The organism is Streptomyces lydicus (assembly GCF_004125265.1).
In the GTDB taxonomy this organism is placed as follows: Bacteria; Actinomycetota; Actinomycetes; order Streptomycetales; family Streptomycetaceae; genus Streptomyces; species Streptomyces lydicus_C.
In genome coordinates, this window is sequence record NZ_RDTE01000001.1 from 349,691 (window position 1) to 372,630 (window position 22,940).

General features: G+C 70.0%; 20 protein-coding genes. 3 read left to right on the forward strand and 17 right to left on the reverse strand.

Annotation, left to right across the window (positions count from 1 at the left end; genetic code table 11):
• Nucleotides 1-74: 74 nt before the first annotated feature.
• A complete protein-coding gene (locus tag D9V36_RS01490; RefSeq protein WP_129292084.1) occupies nucleotides 75-2,729 on the forward strand; it encodes a hypothetical protein in 2,655 nt (884 codons plus the stop codon).
• Here D9V36_RS01490 and D9V36_RS01495 read toward each other — a convergent pair.
• Nucleotides 2,685-2,951 carry a hypothetical protein gene (locus D9V36_RS01495; protein WP_129292085.1) on the reverse strand — a complete coding sequence of 89 codons (267 nt, stop codon included), beginning with the start codon at nucleotides 2,949-2,951 and terminating at the stop codon, nucleotides 2,685-2,687. The genes D9V36_RS01490 and D9V36_RS01495 overlap by 45 nt on opposite strands.
• A gap of 487 nt (nucleotides 2,952-3,438) precedes the next feature.
• On the opposite strand from D9V36_RS01495, the gene D9V36_RS01500 reads away from it, so the two are divergent.
• Nucleotides 3,439-3,645 carry a hypothetical protein gene (locus tag D9V36_RS01500; RefSeq protein ID WP_129292086.1) on the forward strand — a complete coding sequence of 69 codons (207 nt, stop codon included), beginning with the start codon at nucleotides 3,439-3,441 and terminating at the stop codon, nucleotides 3,643-3,645.
• A 242-nt stretch (nucleotides 3,646-3,887) separates the two neighbouring features.
• Here the strand turns inward: D9V36_RS01500 and D9V36_RS01505 are convergent, their stop codons facing one another.
• The 8 genes from D9V36_RS01505 to D9V36_RS01540 form a co-directional block, all read right to left on the reverse strand.
• Entirely contained in the window at nucleotides 3,888-5,567 is a 1,680-nt protein-coding gene (locus D9V36_RS01505) for a hypothetical protein (protein ID WP_129292087.1), read from the reverse strand.
• A 405-nt stretch (nucleotides 5,568-5,972) separates the two neighbouring features.
• A complete protein-coding gene (gene galE / locus D9V36_RS01510; RefSeq protein ID WP_129292088.1) occupies nucleotides 5,973-6,968 on the reverse strand; it encodes a UDP-glucose 4-epimerase GalE in 996 nt (331 codons plus the stop codon).
• A 190-nt stretch (nucleotides 6,969-7,158) separates the two neighbouring features.
• Entirely contained in the window at nucleotides 7,159-8,016 is an 858-nt protein-coding gene (locus tag D9V36_RS01515) for a hypothetical protein (RefSeq protein WP_129292089.1), read from the reverse strand.
• The gene (locus tag D9V36_RS01520; protein WP_129292090.1) at nucleotides 8,003-8,359 is read right to left on the reverse strand and encodes a hypothetical protein; all 357 of its coding nucleotides are present in this window, start codon (nucleotides 8,357-8,359) and stop codon (nucleotides 8,003-8,005) included. The genes D9V36_RS01515 and D9V36_RS01520 overlap by 14 nt, the downstream gene beginning before the upstream one ends.
• A 64-nt stretch (nucleotides 8,360-8,423) precedes the next feature.
• Nucleotides 8,424-9,434 carry an NAD(P)H-dependent glycerol-3-phosphate dehydrogenase gene (locus D9V36_RS01525; RefSeq protein ID WP_129292091.1) on the reverse strand — a complete coding sequence of 337 codons (1,011 nt, stop codon included), beginning with the start codon at nucleotides 9,432-9,434 and terminating at the stop codon, nucleotides 8,424-8,426.
• A complete protein-coding gene (locus D9V36_RS01530; protein WP_129292092.1) occupies nucleotides 9,431-10,294 on the reverse strand; it encodes a class I SAM-dependent methyltransferase in 864 nt (287 codons plus the stop codon). The genes D9V36_RS01525 and D9V36_RS01530 overlap by 4 nt, the downstream gene beginning before the upstream one ends.
• Nucleotides 10,291-11,439: a YcaO-like family protein gene (locus tag D9V36_RS01535; RefSeq protein ID WP_129292093.1), complete on the reverse strand. Its 1,149-nt coding sequence runs from the start codon at nucleotides 11,437-11,439 to the stop codon at nucleotides 10,291-10,293. The genes D9V36_RS01530 and D9V36_RS01535 overlap by 4 nt, the downstream gene beginning before the upstream one ends.
• Nucleotides 11,426-12,682, reverse strand: coding sequence for a TfuA-like protein (locus tag D9V36_RS01540; RefSeq protein ID WP_129292094.1), 1,257 nt, complete (start codon nucleotides 12,680-12,682; stop codon nucleotides 11,426-11,428). The genes D9V36_RS01535 and D9V36_RS01540 overlap by 14 nt, the downstream gene beginning before the upstream one ends.
• A gap of 365 nt (nucleotides 12,683-13,047) precedes the next feature.
• Between D9V36_RS01540 and D9V36_RS01545 the strand changes: the two genes are divergently transcribed.
• A complete protein-coding gene (locus D9V36_RS01545) occupies nucleotides 13,048-14,385 on the forward strand; it encodes a hypothetical protein (protein WP_129292095.1) in 1,338 nt (445 codons plus the stop codon).
• A gap of 570 nt (nucleotides 14,386-14,955) precedes the next feature.
• Here D9V36_RS01545 and D9V36_RS01550 read toward each other — a convergent pair.
• From D9V36_RS01550 to fxlM, 8 genes are all read right to left on the reverse strand, one after another.
• Nucleotides 14,956-15,573, reverse strand: coding sequence for a hypothetical protein (locus D9V36_RS01550; RefSeq protein WP_129292096.1), 618 nt, complete (start codon nucleotides 15,571-15,573; stop codon nucleotides 14,956-14,958).
• Nucleotides 15,570-15,989: a hypothetical protein gene (locus D9V36_RS41650; RefSeq protein ID WP_241720638.1), complete on the reverse strand. Its 420-nt coding sequence runs from the start codon at nucleotides 15,987-15,989 to the stop codon at nucleotides 15,570-15,572. Before D9V36_RS41650 ends, D9V36_RS01550 begins: the two co-directional genes overlap by 4 nt.
• A 451-nt stretch (nucleotides 15,990-16,440) precedes the next feature.
• On the reverse strand, nucleotides 16,441-16,908 hold the full coding sequence (locus D9V36_RS01560) for a GNAT family N-acetyltransferase (protein ID WP_206739574.1): 468 nt from the start codon (nucleotides 16,906-16,908) through the stop codon (nucleotides 16,441-16,443).
• Complete coding sequence (locus D9V36_RS01565; RefSeq protein WP_129292097.1) at nucleotides 16,905-17,426, reverse strand: GFA family protein; 522 nt, start codon at nucleotides 17,424-17,426, stop codon at nucleotides 16,905-16,907. The genes D9V36_RS01560 and D9V36_RS01565 overlap by 4 nt, the downstream gene beginning before the upstream one ends.
• 30 nt (nucleotides 17,427-17,456) lie before the next feature.
• Complete coding sequence (locus D9V36_RS01570) at nucleotides 17,457-18,548, reverse strand: NUDIX domain-containing protein (protein WP_241720639.1); 1,092 nt, start codon at nucleotides 18,546-18,548, stop codon at nucleotides 17,457-17,459.
• A 51-nt stretch (nucleotides 18,549-18,599) separates the two neighbouring features.
• The gene (locus D9V36_RS01575) at nucleotides 18,600-19,361 is read right to left on the reverse strand and encodes a PIG-L deacetylase family protein (RefSeq protein ID WP_129292268.1); all 762 of its coding nucleotides are present in this window, start codon (nucleotides 19,359-19,361) and stop codon (nucleotides 18,600-18,602) included.
• 39 nt (nucleotides 19,362-19,400) lie between these two features.
• A complete protein-coding gene (locus D9V36_RS01580) occupies nucleotides 19,401-20,282 on the reverse strand; it encodes a glycosyltransferase family 2 protein (protein ID WP_241720640.1) in 882 nt (293 codons plus the stop codon).
• Between the two features lie 336 nt (nucleotides 20,283-20,618).
• Nucleotides 20,619-22,940 carry a methyltransferase, FxLD system gene (gene fxlM, locus D9V36_RS01585; RefSeq protein WP_129292098.1) on the reverse strand — a complete coding sequence of 774 codons (2,322 nt, stop codon included), beginning with the start codon at nucleotides 22,938-22,940 and terminating at the stop codon, nucleotides 20,619-20,621.

Genomic DNA, 22,940 nt, shown 5'->3' on the forward strand with positions numbered 1-22,940 from the left:
CGTCTTTGACCGCCCTTGCGCACTCGGCGTTTGTCGTGGTGGGGCGGCATGGCGCGGAGCGTGCAGGAGCTGTCTTGTCATCGAAGAACATCACCAACCGCCAGCAGATCGCCCGGGCGCTCAACAAGGCGACGGGCTGCGGATACCAGCGGGCTCTGGAGCGCGTCGTCGACGCAGCCGAGCACAACCTGCTGCCCCCGGTCCTGGACGCGGCCGGTCGCGCCGAAGCCGTCCGGATCCTCACTGCCCCGGCTGCGGCTAAGCGCGTCCCGGGCCCCATGCTCGGGAAGGACTACCTGAAGGCCCTGGTTGCCGAGTTCCGTCTCCTGGGCTGGGGCGCCGGCCGCCACGAGCCCGAGGTGGACTGCTTCGGCCTCACTGCGTACGCAGGGCCCGTCGCGGGACTTAGCCTGACCGTGGGACGTGCAGATGACGACGCCGACGGCGGTGAACTCGATCCGGACGACCCGGACCAATCCGACCTGACCAAGCCGCTGTACCTGATGTCGGTGTGTCCGTCGGGCAACGCCACCGTCGAGGACTTCGATGACGGCCTCGCGGACTGTTCCACCGAAGCCGTCCGTATCACCGCGCGCCGCATGGACACCGAACTCGGCAAGACCCGGCTCCGCCGGGTCCGGGGCGCGGAAGAGTTCTCCACCACGCCGTGTCCGATCTGCGGAGACCGGTACCCCGAGCACCATCTCCTGAAGAACTCGCCCAGTGCCGTCCCCGTATGCCCCGCCTGCATCTTCGACGGCGACCAGGCCTACCGCACCGACCTCCCGTACCTCGCGGTCAAGCTCGACCGGCTCCTTCACGACGACCTGGCTGCTCCGGCGGGATGGGACGCCGTCGCGGCCGTCCTCGCCCTGACCTGCGGCCCTAACCTGGGTACCCGGCTCGCCCGCGAACTGAACAACCGCGGCGGCTGGCCGATCGTCATGGAACGCTGGGGCGAGCCGCTGGAGAGGTCCTGGATCTGGCTCCCGCCGCCCGCCCACCGGCACACGGCGTTCAAGCACCTGGGCGCCGGCGCGACCCTGGCCGCGCTCGTCGACGCCGTCGAGGGCCACGCCCCCACCGCCCGCGCCGCGGCGAAAGCCCTGTGCCGGGAATCCGGAGTGCGCTGGAGGGACGCTCTGTGGCCAGCCGCCATTGCTTTTGCTGTGGCCTTTACGAGCCAGGGCCACGAGCGCGACCGCCACCGCGGCCCCTTCCACGTCGTCGAGTCTCTCAGCGACGGACTCGAACAGACCATGAAGCCGTTCGCCGTCACCGGGGACGCCTCGAATGTCGAGTACGGACTCGAAGCAATCCTCAAGCACCAGCTGTTCCCGATGCTCCTCGGGCACAGCCTCGAGGAAGAACCCGACGACCCCCGGCGCCGGTACGGAGCACAGCCCGACGATGACCGCCCCACCCGGAGCCGAACCGAAGCCCACCTCACCCACGGCATCGACCGCGCGAACCAGGTCGCTGTCATCCTGGGCAAGATCCCCTTCACTCCGCCCGGCGTCCCCGTCTGGGACGGCGCAGCCGTATCCGGGGCCGATGCCCAGGGCCTGGGCAGCACCACGCCCGCGAACGACTTGTGCCGTGCGGTCCGGGATGAGGCCCGCCAGCAGGCGGCTGAAGCCCTCTACGACCTCGACGGGTGCGAAGCGGTCGACGCCGACCAGGCGTGGGACCGCAACGGCTGGTGGATTCCATCGGACCACGCCCCCTACGCACTGCGCCAGGCACAGCAGTACCTCTCCTCGAAAACGAGGGTGTACGTGCTGTGGTTCGGTCCCGACGGACAGCTTCCCGAACCCGTGCAGATCTGTGTCGACGCCACCAGCGTCCACCCGAACAGCACCGGCCCCCGGGATCTGCCGTGGCTGAGGGTATGGGACGGCCATTCCGTGTTCGGGCTGACGCTGTCCGACATCGCGCTGGTCCGCCGAGCCGGCCCCGAAGACGACCTCACCCAGGTCTGGCCCTCTCCCAGCCCCTCCGGCGCCGAGGACCAGGTCCCGGCGAAAGAGACCAGCCCTGGCACGACGGACGGGCCGCTCCCCACGCTCGATGAACTGTCGCTGCTGACCAACCAGTTCCTTCACCTGGCAGGACACCGGCTCGGCGAGGGCTGGAAGAACGTCGACGAGAAGGCCTACGCCGCCCACCAGCGCCTTGAGAAGGCCCTCGAAGCCGAATACACGGGATTCGCGGCCACGAGCGTCAAGGTGTGGATCAACCTGTTCGACACCGCGCACCCCTGCCCAAGCGGACAGACCCAGGCCCTGCCCGCGTATGCGCTGACCGGCAAACCCTACGAGGTGGAATTCGATGTCCATGCCCATGCCCCGTCCTGCGGCTGCGGCCAGGAGTATGGCTTCGGTGAGTTCGCCGACCGCGTCTGCCAGCTCCTCATCGTCCTGTGCTTGTACGGCGGGCTGATCGAGGCCCATCCCATGATCGAGACCGCCACCGCGACGCACGATCCTAGCGAGCACGAGGTCGTACTGCGCGACATCACCTGGGAGGTCGACGGACCCGACGGCTACGGCTTCCGGGAGGTCCAGCGCCGGGTGATCCGGGACGTCACCGACGCGGAATCGAAGCTGAACACCGACACCAACCCGACGTACATCCCGCCGTACATGGTCGCGGACGGGTGGTACCTGCCTGAAAGCGGGACCTCAATGATGTTCCACGGCCGCCGACACGAAGACGATACGGACTGACCGCACCTGCGGATAGGAACAGACAGCGCGCAGGCCGGGCACCAGCGCGACCACGACGCCCGGCATCCGGCGGGCCGAGCAGACGAGTCCGCCCCACGTGCCGTCCGCGGTGTCCGTCGTGGCCGTGTCCGGGGGCCGCCGGCGCCCTCGGCTGAGGGCGCCGGCATCGGGGCGAGGGGTGGGCAGCCGCCGGGTGTCCGGCTGCCGTGCGTCGTCGCTCATCGCATCGTCCGGGGAATTCCAAGCTGCCCTTGGTGCGGGCCCGGATGGTGCGTCGGAGGCGGCATGCAGGAGGAGGTGGCTCACCGCGATGTCGGACGCCGTCGTGTTACAGCGGGAGACCCCGGGCCGGGGGTAACCCGCTCGTCTCCGTAGGCGACGCAATCAGGCCTCCGGCCGCACCGAGGCGGTCTCCCGCTGAAATGTGACGGCGCGGTGAGCGCTCGTGCGGCCTCCGGGACCATCGGTACAGCGGTTATTTCCGCGTGTCCTGTCTCCAGACACGGGTCAGTGCGTGCATGATCATTGCTCTCGCCCTCACTGGGCGGTGGAGTCGACTTCCGGTCCTCCAGCCGTCGACAGTGCCGCCATGCCAATTCCTGGAGGGATTCCGGTGCTGGCACCCGCTCCGTCCGAGGCAAGTCTCGTCGTAGTTTGCTGCGCTCTGCTTCTCACAAACCGCCTCCCACGGCACCGGTTCTACGGCCTGATGAGCATCAGCAACCTTCTCTTGATGCTGGCGCAAATCCTTGGCTCTTCCACCACGTCAGCGACCTTCTCGGCTGGCTTTGCCGCGTTTACGGGGTGGCTATGGTGGATGGGCGGTGGCGGGGACGAGATCAAGCGCGGCCTGCGACTCTGGGCCGGCCGATTTCAGGGCATCCGCCGTACCGCACCCGTCGGCGCAACGTTTTGAGGTGGCTCGGTCCCGGTTCGACGGCAGCGCCGCGAACAGGGTGTTGCACCACTCGTCCGGGATAGAGCGCGGAACCGTGAGCCGGTAACAGCCTGTCCGCTCTGGCGCCCAGGTGTCCATCGGGGTGTGTAGCGCACGTGCGCGCCCGCGGCGCCCTCCAGGCCGTCCTCGACGGCGCCGACGAAGGAACCCACAGCAACTGCTGTCAACGAGTCAACGGCGGTCACCTCCGTGGATCGACTTCAGCGCAAGTCCGGAGCCCGGGTCGGCGCCCACCGGTCGCTCTCCTCTTTCAGGTCGGTCAGCAGGTCACGTACGGCCCCGGTGAGGTGCTGGCCGTCCGGGCTGTCGCGGACGGCCGGAGCGGACAGTGCCTCCAGGATCTGCAGGAGCAGCAGGGTGAGCGCCCCGCCCTCGTGCCGCTTGGGCAGGCGCGGCTTGAGCGCGCCGGTCAGGGCCGCCATGAGGTCACCGCAGTCCAGGTCGACGGCCTCGACGACCGCCACGTCCTCGTCGTCCGGCCCGCGATACCAGCTGCTCTCCCGAGCCCTGTGCTCACGCTCCCGGAACTCCGCCAGAGGCGTGAGCAGTCGGCGGGCCGCGTAGGCCGGATCCGCCTCGCACAAGATCAGCCGCTGGAGCAGGCGCCGGCCCAGATCGTCGGAGCGGGCGTCGAGCGGCGACATCATGGTCACACCGCAGCGGCAGTGCAACGTCAACGGATCGCCCCAGGAGCCTTCGGCAAGGAACGGGCCGTGGCTGCCGCAGGACGGGCAGCACAAGGACTCCAAGCCGACCTCGTGCTGATAGTTCGGCTCGCCTACCGAGGAGTCCTCGGAGATCGCTTCGTTCCACTGCGCAGCGTCGGCGTCCCACCGCTCCAGCACGACTCGGGCGACGTTGATCTGCCACACGTGGCCGGCGGCGTGGCCGGCGGGCGCGTCTTCGGCCGGCTCGTCCTCACGGAAGCCGATCCGAGGCAGGGCGACTCGACGGCCTTCCTCCGGCGTGGGCGCGGCGACCGGCTGGCCTGCGTCCTGGTCCAGGAGGGCGGGCCCGCGGTGCGCCAGGGTGCAGGCGTGGCCGGCCTCGCGCAAGCCGTGAGGGCAGTCCCTCACGTGCTCGGTGAGCGCGAAACGGAGGTAGCGGCACAGCTCGGCGAGGATCTCCGGGTTACTGCGGGCGTAGCGCTTGATTGGCGCCGTGATCATGTAGTTCTGGGGCGGCGCCACGAACGCGGCCAGCACGGCTCCAGCACACTCCGGGCTCTCCAACATGGGCAGAACGCGGGTGAACACCAGCAGCCTCAAGTCTTCGCCGGTTACTTGGTCTTGACGGGCCTGGTGGTGAAGGAGAGCGCCCAGCAGCAGCGCCAGCGCATCGACGCCGTTGCCCGGCAGTTTCGCCTCCCGATGGCCGAAGGCGTGCTGCTTCCAGGCCTCTGTGAACTCCCTTTGGGCCACCGGTGTACCGGAGAAATACCAGTTGAGCAGCCCCACCGCAAATGCCCAGCATATCTCGGCCAGTGTCTTGCTGTCATCGGATCCGGTCGAGATGGTGACCTTCAGCTGCCCTATGAGCATCTCGATGGCAGTGCCGGCCGCCGCGCGCCGCTCGGCACCCGTCATCTGCTCGCACAGCATGGCCACCGGCTCGGCCGCGGTCACGGCGCGCACCAGACGCTTGAACTCCGGTGCGGCTGGGCCGGATGGATCGTCATCGTCGGTCATGAACCCGGGGAGCTCACCCCGGTTCATGCGGATCGAGAACAGCCGGGTCAACTCCACCAGGCGGCCCACACAGGCCGGTTCGTCCGCTACCTGCTCCAGCAGCCGCGGCACACACTCCGTGCAGCCGCCGATTGCCGCTCCCATCAACGCCGCGAGCAGCGGCTGGTTGACTGGCTGTCCCTCGGCATCCACCGGGCCCCGGGGAGTTCCACCGGCTTGTGCTCGTGTGCCCCCATCCCTGCCCTCATCTCCTTCGCTTTGTGTGTCCTCGACGTCACCCTAAGGCCATGCCGCACCCGCCGTATGTCCGTCGTAGCCGCCGCCTCCCCGCTCTTCGGCCACGGTGCGGTCGGCGGGTGCAGTGTGGGAAGGGGCAGGGAGGTCGGGTGAGAGCTCGATAGGTGGCGACGGCCTGCTCGTAGACCTCGGACACCCGGGCCTGGCGATCCGGGCCGCCGGGGAGAGCGACCATCGGCACCGGGCCGCGCACTCGCGCAGCGGCAAGCGGTACGAGAAGCGCGCCCAAACCGCCGAGGCAGGTGGCAAGGGCGCCGGCACCAAGGCCTGGATCCTCCGCAGGGGTGACGGTGAGAGGGCTCAGTCCTTCAGCATCTCGTCGCGCACCGGGATCCAGTCCAGGGCGGACCGGATGCCTTCCTCCAGGGACAGTTTCGGCGTCCAGCCCAGCAACGTCGCCGCCCGGTCGCTCCGGGTATACCCGCCAGCAACGTCACCGGGGCGCGGGTCGGAGTCGACCGTGGCCAGGGGAGTGCTCACGACGCGGTTGAATGCGGCGCACAGCTCCCGGACGGTGGTGCCGGAACCGGTGCCCAGATTGATGGCGATCGATGGCTTCGACTCGGTCAGGATGGAGTCGAAGCCATCGATCGCTGCGATGTGGGCCGCGGCGAGGTCCCATACGTGCACGTAGTCACGGATGCCCGTCCCGTCGCGGGTCGGGTAGTTCACGCCGGTGACCGGAAAGGGCGTGCCCTCCTGGTGGGCCTGGATCAACTTCCCCAGCGCGTGGCTGGGCCGCTTGAGCTGAAGACCGGTGCGCAGCAGGGGATCGGAGCCGACCGGGTTGAAGTACCGCAGCGACAGGACCCTCATCTTCCCGGCCGCGGCGATGTCGGCGAACATCTCCTCGCACACCGCCTTGGTCCGGGCGTAGGGGCTCTGCGGCGCTAACGGAGAATCCTCGGTGACGGGAGAGCCGTCCTCCGCCCGGTAGATGGAGGCCGAGCTGCTGAAGATCAGGCGGTCGTGCCCGTTGCGGTGGAGGTGGCGGATGAAGTCCAGGCTTTTGCTGACGTTCGCCTCGTAGTAGCCGATCGGGTCCACCACGGACTCCGGCACCACGATGAGTGCCGCGCAGTGCACCACAGTGGAGATGTCCGGGTGTTCTGACAGGATCCGGTCGATCAGGGCGCCGTTCGAGATGTCGCCTTCGTAGAAGATCCGGCCTGCAGTGAACTCGGCGCGTCCCCGGGTGAGGTTGTCGAGGAGGACCGGGGTGATGCCCCGTTCCAGACAGGCTGATGCGACGGTGCTCCCGATGTAGCCGGCTCCGCCGGCGATAAGGACTGACACGACGTGATCTTCTTCCCGGCTTCGGTCCCGACCCCATGGGCATCGTCGGTCAGGCTAGCGGAGAAATCGGGCGCGGGAGGAGGTTGCCCAGCGGGGGCAAGGCTGGCTCGTCCATCGCTCCGGGGGTGGGCTCGGTCAGCTCCAGGTCCGGGCTGACCGGGCTGACCGAGCCCACGGGCTCTGCGGTCGGCTAGGTGATGAAGGAGAAATAGGTGCCGGTCGTCAGCCCGGAGAAGGTGACCAGTTGGCGAGGCTTGAGGCAGCTGAACGCGGTGTGCATCATGATGCCGGCTGCGATCGCGTACGGCGTGGTCTGCGGGATGAGCAGCGCGGCCGGCAGGGCGAGTTCCGCTGCGATGACGATGGCTGCGATCAGACGCCACAGGCGGATTTCGTGGTGGGTGAGGTTGCCCATGTGGCGGCGGACGATGGCGGGGACGGCGTATTGACCGCGGCGGTGGGGGAGCTGGTCTCTGACCTGGCTGTAGGTGTGGACCCATTGGGCCAGGTAGAGGCCGCTGCGGAACTGGTCGCTGCGAAGCTTTTGCCAGGCGCTGTTCCAGTAGATGTCTGTGGTGATCAGTACGAGGAGGCACCGCGCCCATGTGTTCGCTGTGCTCGGTGTGTGCTCGATGCTCAGGCCGTGGCCGAGGTCTCCGGCGACGAGGAGGCAGGCGCCGGTGAGCAGGGTGTAGCGCACGGCGTTGGGGCTTTTGAGGTAGAGCATTTCCATCGCGGCGCCGGCCAGGACTACGAGCAGGGACAGGCGGGGTACGAGCCCTGCCGCCAGGGCGACGGCGGCGATCATGCGGATGACGAGCGCGGGCCGGTATACGGACGCGAGGAGGCGGGCCCTGGTGGGGCCGAAGCGCTGTTCGGTCAGATGGAGGGTGAGGGAGCCGGGGACGAGGCGGGTCCAGCCGCCTTGGCCGAAGGAGAGCACGAAGCGGGCGGTGAGTACGGCACCGAAGACGATGCGGAACTGCTGGAGGCGGCCGGGGTCGGTGGGGTGCTGAAAGCCGGAGGCCAGCGCGTCAAAGAACCACACGGCCGTCCCTCACTTTCACGGACCGCTCACCGTCAGCGGACAGCACTCGGCCGTGTCCGTCGATCCGGTCGTAGCGGTCGCTGCGGGTGAGATGGTCGAGGATCGCCTGGAGCTGGGGCGGTCCGAGGATGAAGGAGCCAGGTGAGAGGTGGTCGTAGATGTTGACCGGCTCGGTGCGGCCGTCCTTGCTGGTGCCGCTGAGCTGGACGATCGTAAAGGTGGCGCGGCAGAACATCTTCCAACGCAGCCAGCGGCCGGGCAGGGGGGTGAAGCCTGTGATCATCCACGCTACGAGGGCGAGGGTGGCGGTGATCTGGACAGCGGACAGCACGGATCCGTGCATGGCGATGGCCTCCGTGTGGGGAGGGTGAAGGTGAGGGCGGCGGGCCCGGGTCGGGCTCGCGGGGTCAGTGCTCGGGCTTGGGGGGCCGCTGCATCAGGGTGGCCGCGGCCTGGTCGAGCGTGACCTTCTCCAGGAGGAGGGCGGAGATGACGTCTGTGATCGGCATCTCGACGCCGTGGGTGTGGGCCAGGGCGAGGATCGCCTCGGCGCTCTTGACGCCTTCGGTGGTCTGGCGGGTGGCGGCGGTCGCCTCTTCGACGGTCAGACCGCGGCCGAGGAGCGTGCCGAAGGTGCGGTTTCGTGAGAGCGGGGAGGAGCAGGTCGCCACGAGGTCGCCCGTACCGGCGAGGCCGGTGAGGGTGGCCGGGTGGGCCCCCATGGCCACGGCAAGCCGGTTGGTCTCCGCCAGCCCGCGGGTGATGAGCATGGCCTGCGCGTTGTGCTCCAGGCCCATGCCGGAAGCGATACCGACCGCGAGCGCGATGACGTTCTTGACCGCGCCGCCGAGCTCGCAGCCGATCACGTCGGTGCTGGTGTAGGGCCGGAAGTACGGGGTGTGGCAGGCATGCTGGACACGGTGGGCGACCGACTCGTCGGGGCAGGCCACGGTGGCCGCGGCGGGTTGGCCGCGCATGATCTCCCCAGCGAGGTTCGGGCCGGACAGGACCGCGATCCGTTCGGCGTCAAGGCCGGTCACTTCGGCGATGATCTGGCTCGCCCGAAGCCCGCTGCTGGCCTCGATGCCCTTCATCAGCGACACGATCACGGTCCTGGGGCTGATGTGGGGGGCCCAGGCGGCGAGGTTCGCCCGCAGGGACTGCGCGGGGATGGACAGCACCATGAAGTCCGCGCCGTCCAGTGCAACGGCCGGGTCGGTGGTTGCCACCACCGCGGGGGGCAGCTCGGTGTCCGGGAAATAGCCGGGGTTGCGGCGCTCGGTGTTGATCGCGGTGGCGATCTCCTCACGCCGGGCGTGCATGATCACGCTGGCGCCGGCGTCCGCCATGATCTTTCCCACGGCGGTGCCCCAGGACCCGGCAGAGAAGACGGCCGCACGGACGCGGTGCTGGGTCACTGCTGGGTCCTCTCGCTGGGTGTGCTCCTGATGCCGGTCTCTCGGCCGGCCCCGGCCATCCTATCGGCCGGTTCCGGCCCGGCCGGGGTGTCCGGGAGGCGCTGCAACGTCAGCACGACGGCTCGACGGCCGCGCAGCGTGGGCAGTGTGTTATGTGCCTCGCGGAGCATGTTCTGGGCCGGCCCCTCGCCCAGCTCGCGCCGCAGCTCGTCGGCGTGGACGATCCACGATCGGTAGAGCCGCTGCCACATCGCGGGTTCCTCGGGCCGGTCGTCCAGGTGCTCCTGCCTCAGCCCGGCAGCGGCGACCTGATCGAGCCACGCCGGTTCGGCGCCGCGCCGCAGCGCGCGGGTCACGACCAGACGCCCGCCCGGAGCAAGGACGCGGCCGAGCTCGAGCAGCGCCGCCCCGCGGTCGGCGGCCCGCCCGAGGGCGTCCACGCACACGATGCCGTGGGCGTGGCCAGAGGGCAGGCCGGTGTGCTCCAGCTCCGCGACGCGGAAGAGTGCGCGGTCGCCCGTGGTGCCGAGGAAGTGAGCGCGGCGGCTGGTGGCCTGTGCGGTGGCGACGGGAGAGAGGTCGAAGCCGTCAAGGCGGACGGTGAGGGCGCGGGCCAGCCACAGGCCGATGCCGCCGGCGCCGCATCCGGCGTCCACCAGGAGCTGGCCGGGGCGAAGGCGCAGGCGCGCGGTCAGCAGGCCGAGCAGGGACCAGTCGCAGGAGCTGGAGGCGGCGATCTCGACCGGGTAGTCCTCGCCCATGGCCGCAGCGTACAGGCGGGTGACCACATCGGTGCGGCCGCGCGCGGAGTAGAAACTGTCGTACTGAGCCGACCGATTGGCGGCCTCGGGGGTGTTCATCGGGGCATCGACCTTCTGATCCGGGATCGGGTGCCGGGACAGATGACCTGCACGGCGTGAAGGGGGCCGTCGGGGGCGGACAGGTCCAGGGCAACCGGCTCGTGCCCGGTGACGTGCGCGAGGCGACCGGCCACGTCCCTGACCTGATCAGCGAAGCTGCCGCTGCTCGGCGGGAAGCTGCCGGTGGTCGCGGCCCAGTTCGCCAGGCCGTCTGTCCGCGCGGGGCGGAAGGAGAGGGCATGGAAGCTGCCGGGGTTGCTGGGGAGGTCGTCCCGGGTCCCTGCGATGGCGGCCAGCCGGGACTGCGCCGCCTCGGTCATCGCCCGGGCCAGTGCGATCTCCGGCTGGATATGGCAGCCACCGCCGGCGAAGACGACCGGGTAGTCCTCCGACCACAGGTAGGCCACACACACCGGCAGCCCATAGGGACCGCAGACCAGCGCGATCTCCAGCGCCATGCCCGCCGCGGCGAGACGTGCGATGACCTCCTGGCCGTGCGGGTCGTCGACCGATCTGGGGTCGATGAGCGTGCGCTGCTGCCCGTCCGCCTGCCCGTCCCAGTAGAGGACGTCCCGCTCCACCACCTCCAACAGCGCGTGCAGCAGCGCCTCTTCCCGGGTGTTCCCGCAGGCCAGTCCGGTGCTGGTCGCGCGCAGCACGTCTGGGGTCCACTCCGGCCGCTGCCCCCGGCGGCGCACCAGGTCGACCGGCAGCAGCGCCCTCTCCTCACTCACCAGGGCGGTGCCGGCCGCCCACTCCCACACCATCCGGGACAGCACGGGTTCGGGGCAGGGCACCGTCAGCGGCAGCGCAGCCACCGGACAGTCAGGGGCCACCTCGACGGCCGGGCCGACCGCCGCGGTGGGCAGCGGCTGTTCGACGTGCCACAGCTCGATCGCCTCCACGATCGCCGACAGCTTCGCGAGCAGATGTGTGCCGCCCTTGCCCTGCGACGCGGACAGGGTCCGCGAAGCGGGCCGGATCGCAGTCCAGACCGGCAGCCCGATGCAGTCCAGTCCGGTCAGGTCCGCGACCCGGGAGATGCCGAACTCCGGCAGCCGACCGGCCAGCACCTCCCAGGTCTCCTCGGGCGCTCGGGCCCGGACCGTACCCGGCAGCGCCACCAGCCCCTCAACGCCCACCATGTGTCGCCTCCTCCTTCGTCTTGATCTCCTCCAGGAACCCGGGGACCAGCCGCTTGGCCGCCTGGACCGCCGCCGCCGCGCAGACCAGCCCCCGCGCAGATGCCTGCGCGTCGAGCTCCGACTCGGGGCAGCGCCACACCTGCACCAGCAGTTCGCGGACGAGGTCGTCGCGTACGGCCTCAGCCGAGAACCCGGGCCGCACGCGGCGGGCCTGCTCAAGAGAACTGGCGTACCGGCTGACCGCCTGCCGGTCGTGCCGGGTCTCGCCGGCCAGCAGCAGCGCCACGGTCTGTTCGTCATGCAGGTTGACCGGAGGGTGGAACACACGGTCAGCGGTCAGATCTCCACTAGTCACCCCAGCCAGCCGCTCGGCCAACGACAGTCCCGCTTCGCTATCGCCGCCATGCCGGGAGCGGTGTTCGAGGTAGGCCGTCCACCTCTCGCTGAACGCGGGGTCGAACACCTGCTGGTAGACGAGGCAGTCCTCAGTGGCCAACTCCAAGCCGCCCACATGGCGCCGCGCGGCGGCGTTGGACCAGCGGCGAAAATACGGTGTCTCCCAGAACAACGGCTCGAAGTCCCTCCGGCCGGCCGCCGCCGTGCCGCCCACCGCAGCACTTACGGCAGCGAGTGCATCGGCCCGCTTCAGGTCACCGAAGTGCCGGTCCTCCTCACGACGCCGGGCCAGCCAGTGCGCGAATCCGGTCTCTCCCTGGCGGCGGCACACGGCCCGCACCGCGGCCCACGTGCGCTGCGGGTAGTACACCGCTCGCAGCGCTTCCAGAAGACCCAAGGCCCGCTCACCATCGACCACTCCGGCCGACTCGGCGAGCTCGAGGACGTGCCGGAGATTGACCAGCGGCCACGTCAGCGCGTCCCAGGAGCCGTCCGGAGCCTGCCCGACCGCCACTTCGTCGTCGCCGGTGATCTCCCCACGCAGATACGCGGTGAAGATGGGGCCGACGCCGACCATCCCGAACGGCGCCAACTCGGCTGCCCGCAGCGCACCGATGCTCGCCGCACCCACCACCACGACGCCCCGGCCCATCACGGCCAGGATCTCCTTGTGCCTCAGTGCCGGCGCCTGGTGGTACACCCCGTCGATCAGCACCACTGTGTCGCCCGCGCCGATCGCGGTGTCGAAGAAGTCACCGTGCCGTGCCGGCGGCAGCGCCCGCACGCCCGGCACGGCGAGCACAGGCTCGGACGCCGGCAGCGTCGGCCCGACGTACACGTGAATCACTGCACCTCCACGGTGAAGCGCGAGGGGCGCCCCTCCCGAGCCCATTGCCCACGAGACGGGAGGAGCGCCCAGATCAGGACGCGAGAAGAGCGAGGACTACTCCTCGTCCTCCACGTCAACAGCGACCACGACGTGGCCGGTGGCCTCCTTGGGCTGCTCCGGCGACGAGGTGCTGGCAGCGGCGTGCTGGGACTTGGACGCCATAGGTCCTCCTTGAAGGGGTTCAGCGGCCGTGTGACACGGCCCTTGGCTCTCGACAGTCAAGCGGTGGCAGCCCTGCTCGGTAACCCCCACCGTGGGCCCCCCACCGTGGGGGTATCGTCTGGCGTCAACACTCCGTCACAATGCGTAGTCCAGGGGGACTTGTGGGCGACTTACGTCCGTCACCAGCTCAGATCCCGCCCCAGCTCCTGCACGACCCGGACTTCGTCCGCGCCGCACGGGCCCGCGACTTCACCACCATGTTCGCCATGACGCATGACAGCCAGGTCAGCTACTGCCGGATGGCCGAAGCCTGCGAGATGAAGCACGAACGCATCGCCAAGATCGCCCGCGGCGAGGCAACGGTGACGGCGATGGGCACGATCGAGCGCATCGCGGACGGACTTCAAATACCGGGTGCCCTTCTGGGCCTGGCTGCGCGACCCTGGGAACATCGCTCCCCGACACCTCATCTGGAGTCCGACGATGGAGACGACCCCGTGAACCGCCGCCAACTACTCCACGGCGCACTCGCCGTCGGCCTGACCGGCGCCGCCCTCTCCGCCCTGACCGACACCCGCCGATCAGTTGATCTCGCCCTCGCGGCCGACAGCGAACCGGCTGAGCTGTCCGACCTGGAACTGGCCGCCGAAGCTCACGGCTACGGCTATCACGGCCAACCCCCGACCACAGTCCTGACCGAACTCGCGGCCGACTTCGCCGCCCTCCAACCGCTCCTCGACAGTCCCCAGCCGGCCGCCACCCGCATGAGGGTGTGCCACACCGTCGGCCAAATGGCCGGGATGATCGCGATCATCCTCCACGACCTCGGAGCCCGCCACCAGGCCAAGAAGTGGTTCGCGACCGCCGCCAAGGCCGCCAGTGAATCCGGGGACCGCCAACTACACGCCTGGGTACTCGCCCGCGAGGCCATGGTCCCGCTCAACTACGGCGCCCCGCGGGCTGCCGCCGCGCTCGCCGAACAGGCCCGGCAGATCGCCGGGACCCGGCCGACCGCCTCGGCGACCCTTGCGGCCGCCGTCGCCGCCCGCGCATACGCCCTCTCACACCAGCCCGAACAAGCACGCCAGGCCCTGAGGGACGCCGACACGTTCATGGACAAGCTCGCCCCCTCCGCCCGGGCGGACACCTGGCTCACCCACGGCGAGCAGAAGCACCACGTCCACCTCTCCCACGCTCTCACCGCCCTCGGCGACACCCGCCGCGCGCAGGAGAGCCAGCAGCGCGCCCTCGCCCTGTCCGCCCCGACCAGCACCATGACCCGCTCCCTGCTCGCCATCGACGCCGCGGCCTGCCTCCACAAGGACGGCGACACCCAACAAGCGTGCTGGAAGACGGTCGACGTCCTGAAGAGCCTTCCGGCCGCCTACCGCACCGGACTCATCCACCGCCGCGCCACGGATCTGTGCCGATCGATTCCGGCACACCGCCGCACCGAGCACGCATTAACCGAACTGCAAGAGCTGCTGATGGCGCCGTAGCCCGCGCGTGAGTGATGGATGACAGCCAAACAGAGCGGGCCTCCATGGCCTTCATCGCTCCGCCTGCGCCACTGGCCCGGCCCTCGGGGAGCACAGACGGCCGTTGATCGGGCCAGCACACATCCGCGCCTGCGACAAATGCCGCTGGTAGCAGCATCCCGTACAGACACGCCACCTCGACCACCTCGTCCGGGTCGATGTCGACGTCCGTGCCGTTGATCTCAACGGTGACGCACCCGCCAGCAGTTGGGAAGGCGTCGCGGGTCACTCTGCCGTTCGGCCAGGCAAGGATCTCATCCCTGGCCACGAGCTCGGCGGCCCGCACCGGGATGAGCGCAGGTTCGCCCTCTTCTTCCGGCAGGCGAAGCACACTCCGGAGGATGTCGCCGAGCTGTAGGGGGAAAGTCAGCGGCGCAATCGATGCCATAGCGGGATCATTCCATCGACAGATGCCGCAGGCGGACTCCTTCACCTCCTCCACCCTCGCCCCCCGCGGGCGATGCTGCCCTGGGTGATGAGCGCTAAGGCTGTTCCGCTGCCACCGACGCCGGTGAGGCCGCGGAGCGCAGGCTATACGCCAGGCTCGTGGTCATTGCCGTTCCGTGAAGGGGCGGCGCTGAGTTCGCCCACTGTGTATTGGTCATAGATGGTGAGCAGGTCCTCGTCGTCTGCGAGGTCCAGGGCCGCGGTCTCCTGGCATGCGACGCTGGTGAGGGTCGTGAGCATGTGTAGCCCGGGCCACTGGTCCGGGCCGGCGACCCCGGCGAATCGCTGGCCCAGTGCGGCTCGCACGGCCTCCGTGGCCATCGAAGCATCGCCATGGGGCACGGTCGTCAGCGTGATGGCGATCTGTTGACTACCGGTCCCGGACCAACTGCCCGAGGGGCCTTCCTCCGCGAGCTGCGCCAGGGAGAGCCGGAGGGCCTGGGCCGATGAGTGGCCCGGATTCTGGTCTGCCAGGTGGATGAGCGCGACCGTTGGTACCGAACGGCAGTCCTGCACCAGACGCCGCCTCACAGGTGGGGATGCGGCGAGCCAGGAGTGGGGTGCAGCGGTGCGTTCGAACGCTGCTGTGGCGGCGCTCTCTGCCCGAAGCGCGTCGGCCCCGTCGACCGCGAGCAGCGTGAACTGGGGGTGCGGGGCGTCGGTGTTCGCGTGGAACAGCCATAGCATCCGCGATTCGGTCACTTCACACACAGTTCGTCTCTGCCTTTGATCTTCTCGATGTTGTAGTTGAACACGGTGGAAGTGATTTTCTTGGAGCCACCGGCGATCATGAATTCAGCCACGCCTTTGTAGTGGTGGCAGGCGCCGCGTGGCTTCCAGTTTGCTACGGTGCGGGCCTTGTACTTGTTCGTGCCGCTCAGGTAGCCGGTCTTTCCGACCTTTTCCCAGCCCCACCAGCGGGACCGGTAGAGGGTGACGTGGATCGAATATCGGGGAACTCGTGTTTTTGTGCACTTCAGATCCGCGTGTACGTTGACAGCATGCGGATTGGTGTGTGACTGGTGCGGATGGTCCACTTTGGCTCCGCAGCCCCAGGGGTTGGCGCCAACGGCCTGTGCACTGCCGCCGCTGATTAACGCTGCACACATCATTGTCACGACGGCTACTGCGGAAGCGCGTCGACCTGTAAGCACAGACCCCCCAAAGCGGTCGGCATGTAAATTACTCGAATCTGAATGCCCATCAAGGATAGACGCATCTCGTCGTCACGCGTCGGGGAAGAGTGCTAATCGAGCCACGGCGCAAGGGGGAGAAGGGTTGCCGATTGGAACGGCAGCACCAAAGGGAATCTATTTTCGAAGGGCATTGCGTGTTCATATGACGGTGTCGGAGCGCGTCGGGTCCGCTGCGCACCCGTGCTGCGGAAGGCTGCCCACGGGTCGTGCGGCGGCGGGGCGCGGCGGCGAGGGCGCCGGACGCCAGAGCCAACCACAGACGCGAGGGGCTCAGTTCTTCAGGATTTCGTCGCGCACCGGGCGGCCCACACGCCAGGTCTCTGGGGGTGTGGGCCGCTGTCGGTTTCGACCGGGGTTGAGGCGGCTGCCGGCGCTACTCACATCTCCAGGTCATGGCTGGGGCGGGGATCGGGATGAAGCCGAGGTCGGTGTAGAGGGGGAGTCCGTCCGGGGAGGCGTTGAGCCGTACTGAGGAGCAGCCTTCACCGGCGAGCCACTGCATGGTGGCGGTGATGATGGCGCGTGCGAAGCCGCGGCGCCGCCAGGCGGGGTCGGTGGCGACGGAGTGGATCTCGCCGTGGAACGGCAGGTCGCTGGTGTGGCTCGGGAAGCGCGGGACGTAGGTACCCACCGCGCAGGAAGCGAGGCCGGTCCCCTCCGGTGCATCGACAACGAAGGCGGCGAACCGGGGACCTTCCAAGAACTCCGCGAACGCCGCTTCGCACGCTGTCAGCCAGGGCCCGTCGGGGGTGGGCCGGTTGCTGTCGAGCATGATGCGACGCAGCCGGGCGAGCTCCGCTGCGTCCTTGCGTCCGGCACGGCGGACCATGGCGGCATTCATGCGGCTCCTGAGGGCTGGGGAGCCTGGTCGGTGGGGTCGGGGGCAAGGGTGAAGGCGGCCCAGGGCGGGGTCTGTTCGCGGTAGGAGTGGCCGACGGGTTCGGTGCCGGTCTGGTCGGTGAGGCTGCCCGCGGTCACCATCACGATGTCTGGCGCGGTGTCATCCACGGAGACCAGATTTGTACCGCAGCGCGCACAGAAACCACGGTGGAGGGTCGGCCAGGTCGAGAACCAGGCCGACTGCCCGCCAGGCCCCGTCCATCGCAGGGAGTTGGCGGGAAAGCCGGCCCACAGTACGGCCGGTCCGCCGCTGATCCTCCTGTCGTGAGGGCATGCGCACAGGTGGGGGTCGATCGGGTCTCCCGCCACGTGGTAGGCGATGTCCCCGCACTGGCAGTGCCCCGTCCGGATAGCCGCTACCTGTCCGGCTGCTGGTGCGGTAGTCACCGGTGCGACGGCCTCGGACCTGGGGTGGCCGGGCTTGGCCGGCTGCGGGGAGGCGGGCGCGGTGTGGTTCATGGTTTCCTCGTTCGCTGCGATCGGGACGGACTACCAAGCGGTGGGGGCGGTGAGTTCGGTGACGGGCTGCTGCGCGGCCCGGGGGATGCCGAGCCGGTGGCGCGCCTGGTGCACCACGGCGAGCTGGTCCGCGGCGGCCGGACCCCAGTCGAACAGCTGCAGGGCCTGTTCCGGGGTGGCCAGGACCCGGATGTAGGTGCGGCGGGTCGCCGTGTCCACCGGCGCGACGCCGACGGAGGCGAGGACCGCGGCGTAGCGGACCCGCGCCACCGCGGGTTCGGGGGCAGACACGTACCCGATGTACGTGGTCCTGGTCACGTGGGCTGCGGCTTCCTCCGCCGCTTCGCGGTGCAGGGTGGTGACGGCATCGCCGTGGTCCTCGGGCTCGGGCGTGCCGCCGGGAAGGCACGGGGCGCCGGTGTCGGGCTCGAGGAGGAGCAGGATGCGTCCATCCGGCGCGAACATCCAGGCCCAGGACTGGCGGATCGTGAGCGTGTCCGGGACCGGGGCGGCGTGGAAGGCGAAGTGGTGACGGGCTCGGGGCGTGTGCAGAATGCCGGCGCGGTCCAAGGCGGTGGGCGTGAGCGGGTGGCCGTTGTCCAGCAAGACGGTGCCGGCGGCGTTGATGCGGGCGCGTAGCGCCGCGAGGGCGCGGCGGGCGTCGCCTGGGGAGAGCAGGTCGGGCAGCCTGGCGGGTTCGACGAAGTCGACGGCCGTGATCTCGCTCTCGGGGAGTCGAATGGCGGAGATCTGTTCGTCGTCCCAGGTGCCGCCGTCGAAGACATGAATCAGCTCGCCCGGAAACCCCATGGAGGCGGGGGCGTTCGAACGGGCGGCGCTGACCCAGTCGACGGCGAGGCCGCGGGCGATCACGGTGTGCACGCCGAGCTCCTCGTGGAGTTCGCGGGCGGCGCCGTGGGCGGGGGATTCGCCTCTATCGATGGCGCCGCCGGGCAGGAGGCAGGTGTCGCGGTAGTCGACGCTCTGGATCAGGACCTTTCCGTGCTGGTCGGTGACCAGCACGGAGGTGCCGGCCCATAGGGCGGCCGACGCGCGGTAGGCCCCGTACTCCTCGTCGGTCATCGCCGAGCCGGGCAGCTCGGCGGGTAGGGGAGTGCTCATCGCATTCTCCGATCAGTGCGGTGGCCGGCAAGTCGAGTTGTCGGCCACGTGTCACGTGGTGAGTCGGTCCGAGGTGCCGTGGGCGGGCTCAGGTGTGAGGCGGGTGAAGTACTCGGTGCGGATGATGTCGTCGCGGGCGTCTTGGGGGAGGCGCGCGAGGAGGCCGGGCAGCGGCCGCTGGGCAGCCACCTCACCGCGGTGGGCACAGATGGCGCGCCACTTCACCGCCGCCCAAGGACCGACGTCGACCGTGGCGGTGACGTGGGAGTCCGGTACGGCAAGGATGGTCTTGCCGACGCTTTCGAGCAGAGGCCCGAGACGGCTGACCCCCGATACCGGGTGGGTGGCTGCGTAGAAGGCTGTGGGTTGCCAGGGCTCGCCTGCCCCGGGGTACAGGTGCGGCAGGGCGGCGGCGTCGACGGCCAGGCGCGTGATCTGGTGGGTGCGCCTGTGGTCCGGGTGTCCGGTCAGCTGGCCCAGGGCGTCGTGCCCGACGACGATGTCGGGCTGGAACTCGCGGATATGCGCCACCAGATGGCCGATGGCCTCGTCGAGGGGTGCGTCGATGAGCCGGGCTTGGCCCGGTGCGGACTCGGGGTTGCGGGCGTCGGCGTAGCCGAGCATCCGCGGGGCACCGGCGCCCAAGGTGGTGAGGGCGTCGGCGAGTTCGGGCGCTCGGCGGCTGTCCGCCGCCCATGTGGCGGTGACGACGCCGGTGCGGGCGCCTTCGGCGGCGTGCTGGGCGAGGACGCCGCCGGCGAGCAGGGACTCGTCGTCGGGGTGGGCGAATACGCCCAGCAGTGCTTTCGGCATCGTCACGTGGGCCTCCTAGGGTGTTCAGCGGGTGGGCGGTCAGATGACCGGCGGCCGGCCGGCGGCGGTCAGCCTGGCCACGGTGCGCCAGCCCATGGGGCGGCGCGTCTGGGCGTGGCGGGTGGTCCAGCCCTCATACATGCCGCGCAGGCTTTCGCGCAGTCCGCCGCCGCGTGCGGCCCGGGCGAGGGTGATGACGGTCCACGCGGTGAGGTAGAGAGGGATGAGCGGGGCGGGGAGGTTGCGGTAGGCGACCGAAATGCGGTTGCGGGCGGCGAGCCGGTGGAACTGCCGGTGCCGGGCCGGGCTGGTCACGGGATGGTGCATGCGGATGTCGGCGGCATACCAGCCGGTGTACCCCGCTGACCAGCACCGGTACGCCAGGTCGAGCCCCTCGTGGTACAGAAAGAGGCTGCTCTCCCACCCGCCGACTTCGTCGAACACGCGGCGGCGGACGAGGACAACGCCCTCGGTCATGGTGGTGATGGTCCCGGGCCGGCCCGGATCGCCCACACGAAGGCGGGGCACCCAGCGGCGCGGCGCCGTCGCATCGTCCGGGCCGGTCAACCGCGGCTGCACGTACGCAGCCTCAGGGTGTTCCTCGGCCGCTGCGACGAGCCGGACGAGGACGTCGGGGCGCGGCAGGCAGGCGTCGTTGTCGAGGAAGAACACGTAGTCGGCGGGGTCACCGGCCGCGCGCAGCGCGTCGGCGCCGGCGTTGCGTCCGCCGGGGATTCCGATGTTCTCCGGCAGAGCGACGGTGAGCGCCCCGGACGGTACGACCTGCGGGGTGCACCCGTTGCCGACCACGCACACCCTGACCTTGATGCCGGTCTGGGCCAGCAGCGTCTTCTGGGCGAGGGCTTCTTGTTCGGGCCGGTCTCCCATGGTGAGCACGACGACGTCTACTCGCAGTGTCACGCTGCCTCCTGGAGAGGAGACCCGGCTGCGCAGGGACGGAGAAGGCTCCGACCGGGACCCCGGCTCTGGCCGAGGCGAACAGCCGGAACAGCCGAGGGTTGGAGATGGGCCAGGTCGGGGTCTGCTCGGTCAGCCCTTGCAGCCTCGACGATGTCGTCAGCTGCTGGGGTACCGGCCGCGGCATCGTGCTCGCGCAGGTCGCGGTCGCCCATGGTCGGGTACGCAGAGAACAGTGGATGGGCGCGCAGCGCGAACAAGCTCCGCGGCCTGGGCCCGCCCGCTGCGGCCTCGTCGCCCGCGGCCACGCTGGGCCTCGCGGGGATCTCTTTGCGGGCGTCAGGCATGGCGTCCGCCCGCCGGGTGAGGTTCCTGCGCTCGACGGGGGACGCGGCCCGGCCACTGGAAGACGAGCCTGGCGGAGGGCTTGTTGAACACGTCGCCGACCGGCAGCTGCTCGTCAGGGGTGCCGGCAGGGTGGATGGTCATCGGCGGGTAGCCGCTCTCGCGCACCTTCTGGTCCCAGGTGTGCACGCAGTCGGCGAAGCCCTCCGCCAGCTCGTCGGCGGCCGGGCCGTAGGCGTGGATGAAGAACTCGCTGCGGCGGTCGTCCGGGTCCGGGGCGTCCTTGACCTTGCGGTAGGTCAGGTAGGCGAGGGAGCCGTCCGCCGCCATCGCGGCCGCGTCCTGCTGCGTGATCAGGGTGGACCCCGCGGGGGCGGTCAGGCGACAGAATCTGGGCAGCGTGGTCGCGGCGTAGATCTGCAGGGTCTCGAAATTGAAGAGGCCCCGGACGACCAGGCCCGTGGAGAGCTCGTGCCGCGGACCGCGCAGCGCCTCGTCGAGACCGGCGGCATCGCCGGGGGCGCCGTCCTCCCACCGCACCGTGACTTCGCCGTCGGCCAGTCGGGCGGCGGGGGCGGTGCGGGCGGCGGCGCCGCGGTCCCGCACGAACCCGCAGTATGTCCAGTGCTCGCAGTGCAGCACGTCATCGCGCCGGACCAGGGTGAGGGCGCGGGTGTAGCCGCCCATTGCAAGGGGCACCACCAAGCGTGCTCCGTCGGCGAGTTGTTCCCGCCAGGCCGGGGCGATGTCCGACGCATTGTGCGTGATCATCACCCCGTCGAACCCCCGGTCGGGGGCGTGGTCGGGGGCGCCGAGACCGCCGTCGCCGAGGACGGCGGTGACCCGGCCGCTGCCGGCTTCCGCGCACAGCCGCTGGGTGCGGTGTACGACATACGGGTCGACGTCCACGGTCACCACGCGCCCGTGCGGTCCCAGGACGTGTGACAGGAGCTCTGCGTTGTACCCGCCCGAACCGACTTCCAGCACGGTCATCCCCGGCTTCAGCCGGAGGTGCTCGATCATGTCGGCCTGGAGCCAAGCCGCTGAGACCGAGCTGATCGCCGTTCCGTTCTCGTCGCGCTGGGTGATGACGGCCCGGTCGTCGCCGTCGTAGGCGGTCGCGAGGTCTACCTCGGGGGCGAAGCGGTGGCGGGGCACGGTCCGCAGCGCATCGCGGACCGGCTCGGAGGGGGCCCAGCCCCCGGCGATGACCGTCTCGGTCATCTGCCGCCGAAGCCGGAGAGCTTCGCCGGGCTCGCCTGGCACCGGGGGCTGGGCGACGGCGAGGGGGTAGGTGTGAGCGGGCGGCAGGTCGGGAATGACCCCGGGCCAGATGGCGGCCAGTGACTGCGCGGCAGGGGTGAAGATGTCGCCGGCGCAGGCCAGGGCGTGCAGGTCGTGCCATTCCCACCGGTCGAACAACTTCGGTTCCGGGTTGGTGAGGGTTCCCGCCCAGTCGGTGATGCGGACGACAGCCGTGAGCCGCGGCACGCCGTGGCTGTCATCAGCGAGCATCGTCACCACATGAGCGTCGCCCGGATCGGCAATCAGACCGGTCTCTTCGGCGAGCTCGCGCACGGCTGCGCCGGCGAAGTCCTCGGAACCGGTGGTTTTGCCGCCGGGCAGCTCGAGCATGCCGCGCCGGGACCGGCCGAGCAGGACCCGGCCGGCATCGTCGGTGACGACTGCGAGGGCGCCGGTCAGGGCGTGGCCGGTGGTCGGCCTCTTCTCAACAGCCCGGGTGAAGGTGTGGCGGGCGTCGCGCAGGACCAGGACGGCCAGGCCGGACGCGTCCAGCCGCTGCACCGACTTCCACCCGGCGGTGATCAGGGCGATCTCGCCTTCGTCCAGGGCGATTCCGCGTCGCTCCTCGGGCGTGTTTTCCACCACCGGGGTGATGACGACGAGGGCACCACCGTCCCGGAGCCGCTCACCCAGCCCGTGCAGGACGCGAGCGCGGTCGCGCAGGAAGGGGTACATCAGCCGCATGACGATCAGGTCGTAGTCGTCGTGCAGCTGGGCCGGGTCGTCACGCTCGATGTCCAGACGCAGCCAGCGCACGCCCTCGACATCGGCGTGCTCCGCGCGGGCCCGGGCGAGCGCGCTGTCGGCGAAGTCGACGGCGTCCACGGCGTAGCCGAGCAAGGCGAGACAGGCGGCGAACTCCCCGGTGCCACAGCCCACTTCAAGAGCCCGACCGCCGCCCTCCGGGACCGGGGTGTGCTCGGCGAGCAGCTCCCGCTCCCGTTCGCCGAGCTGCTGAAATCCCTTGCCGTCGCCGTAGTGCTGCTCCCACTGATCACGGGCGGTGTACAT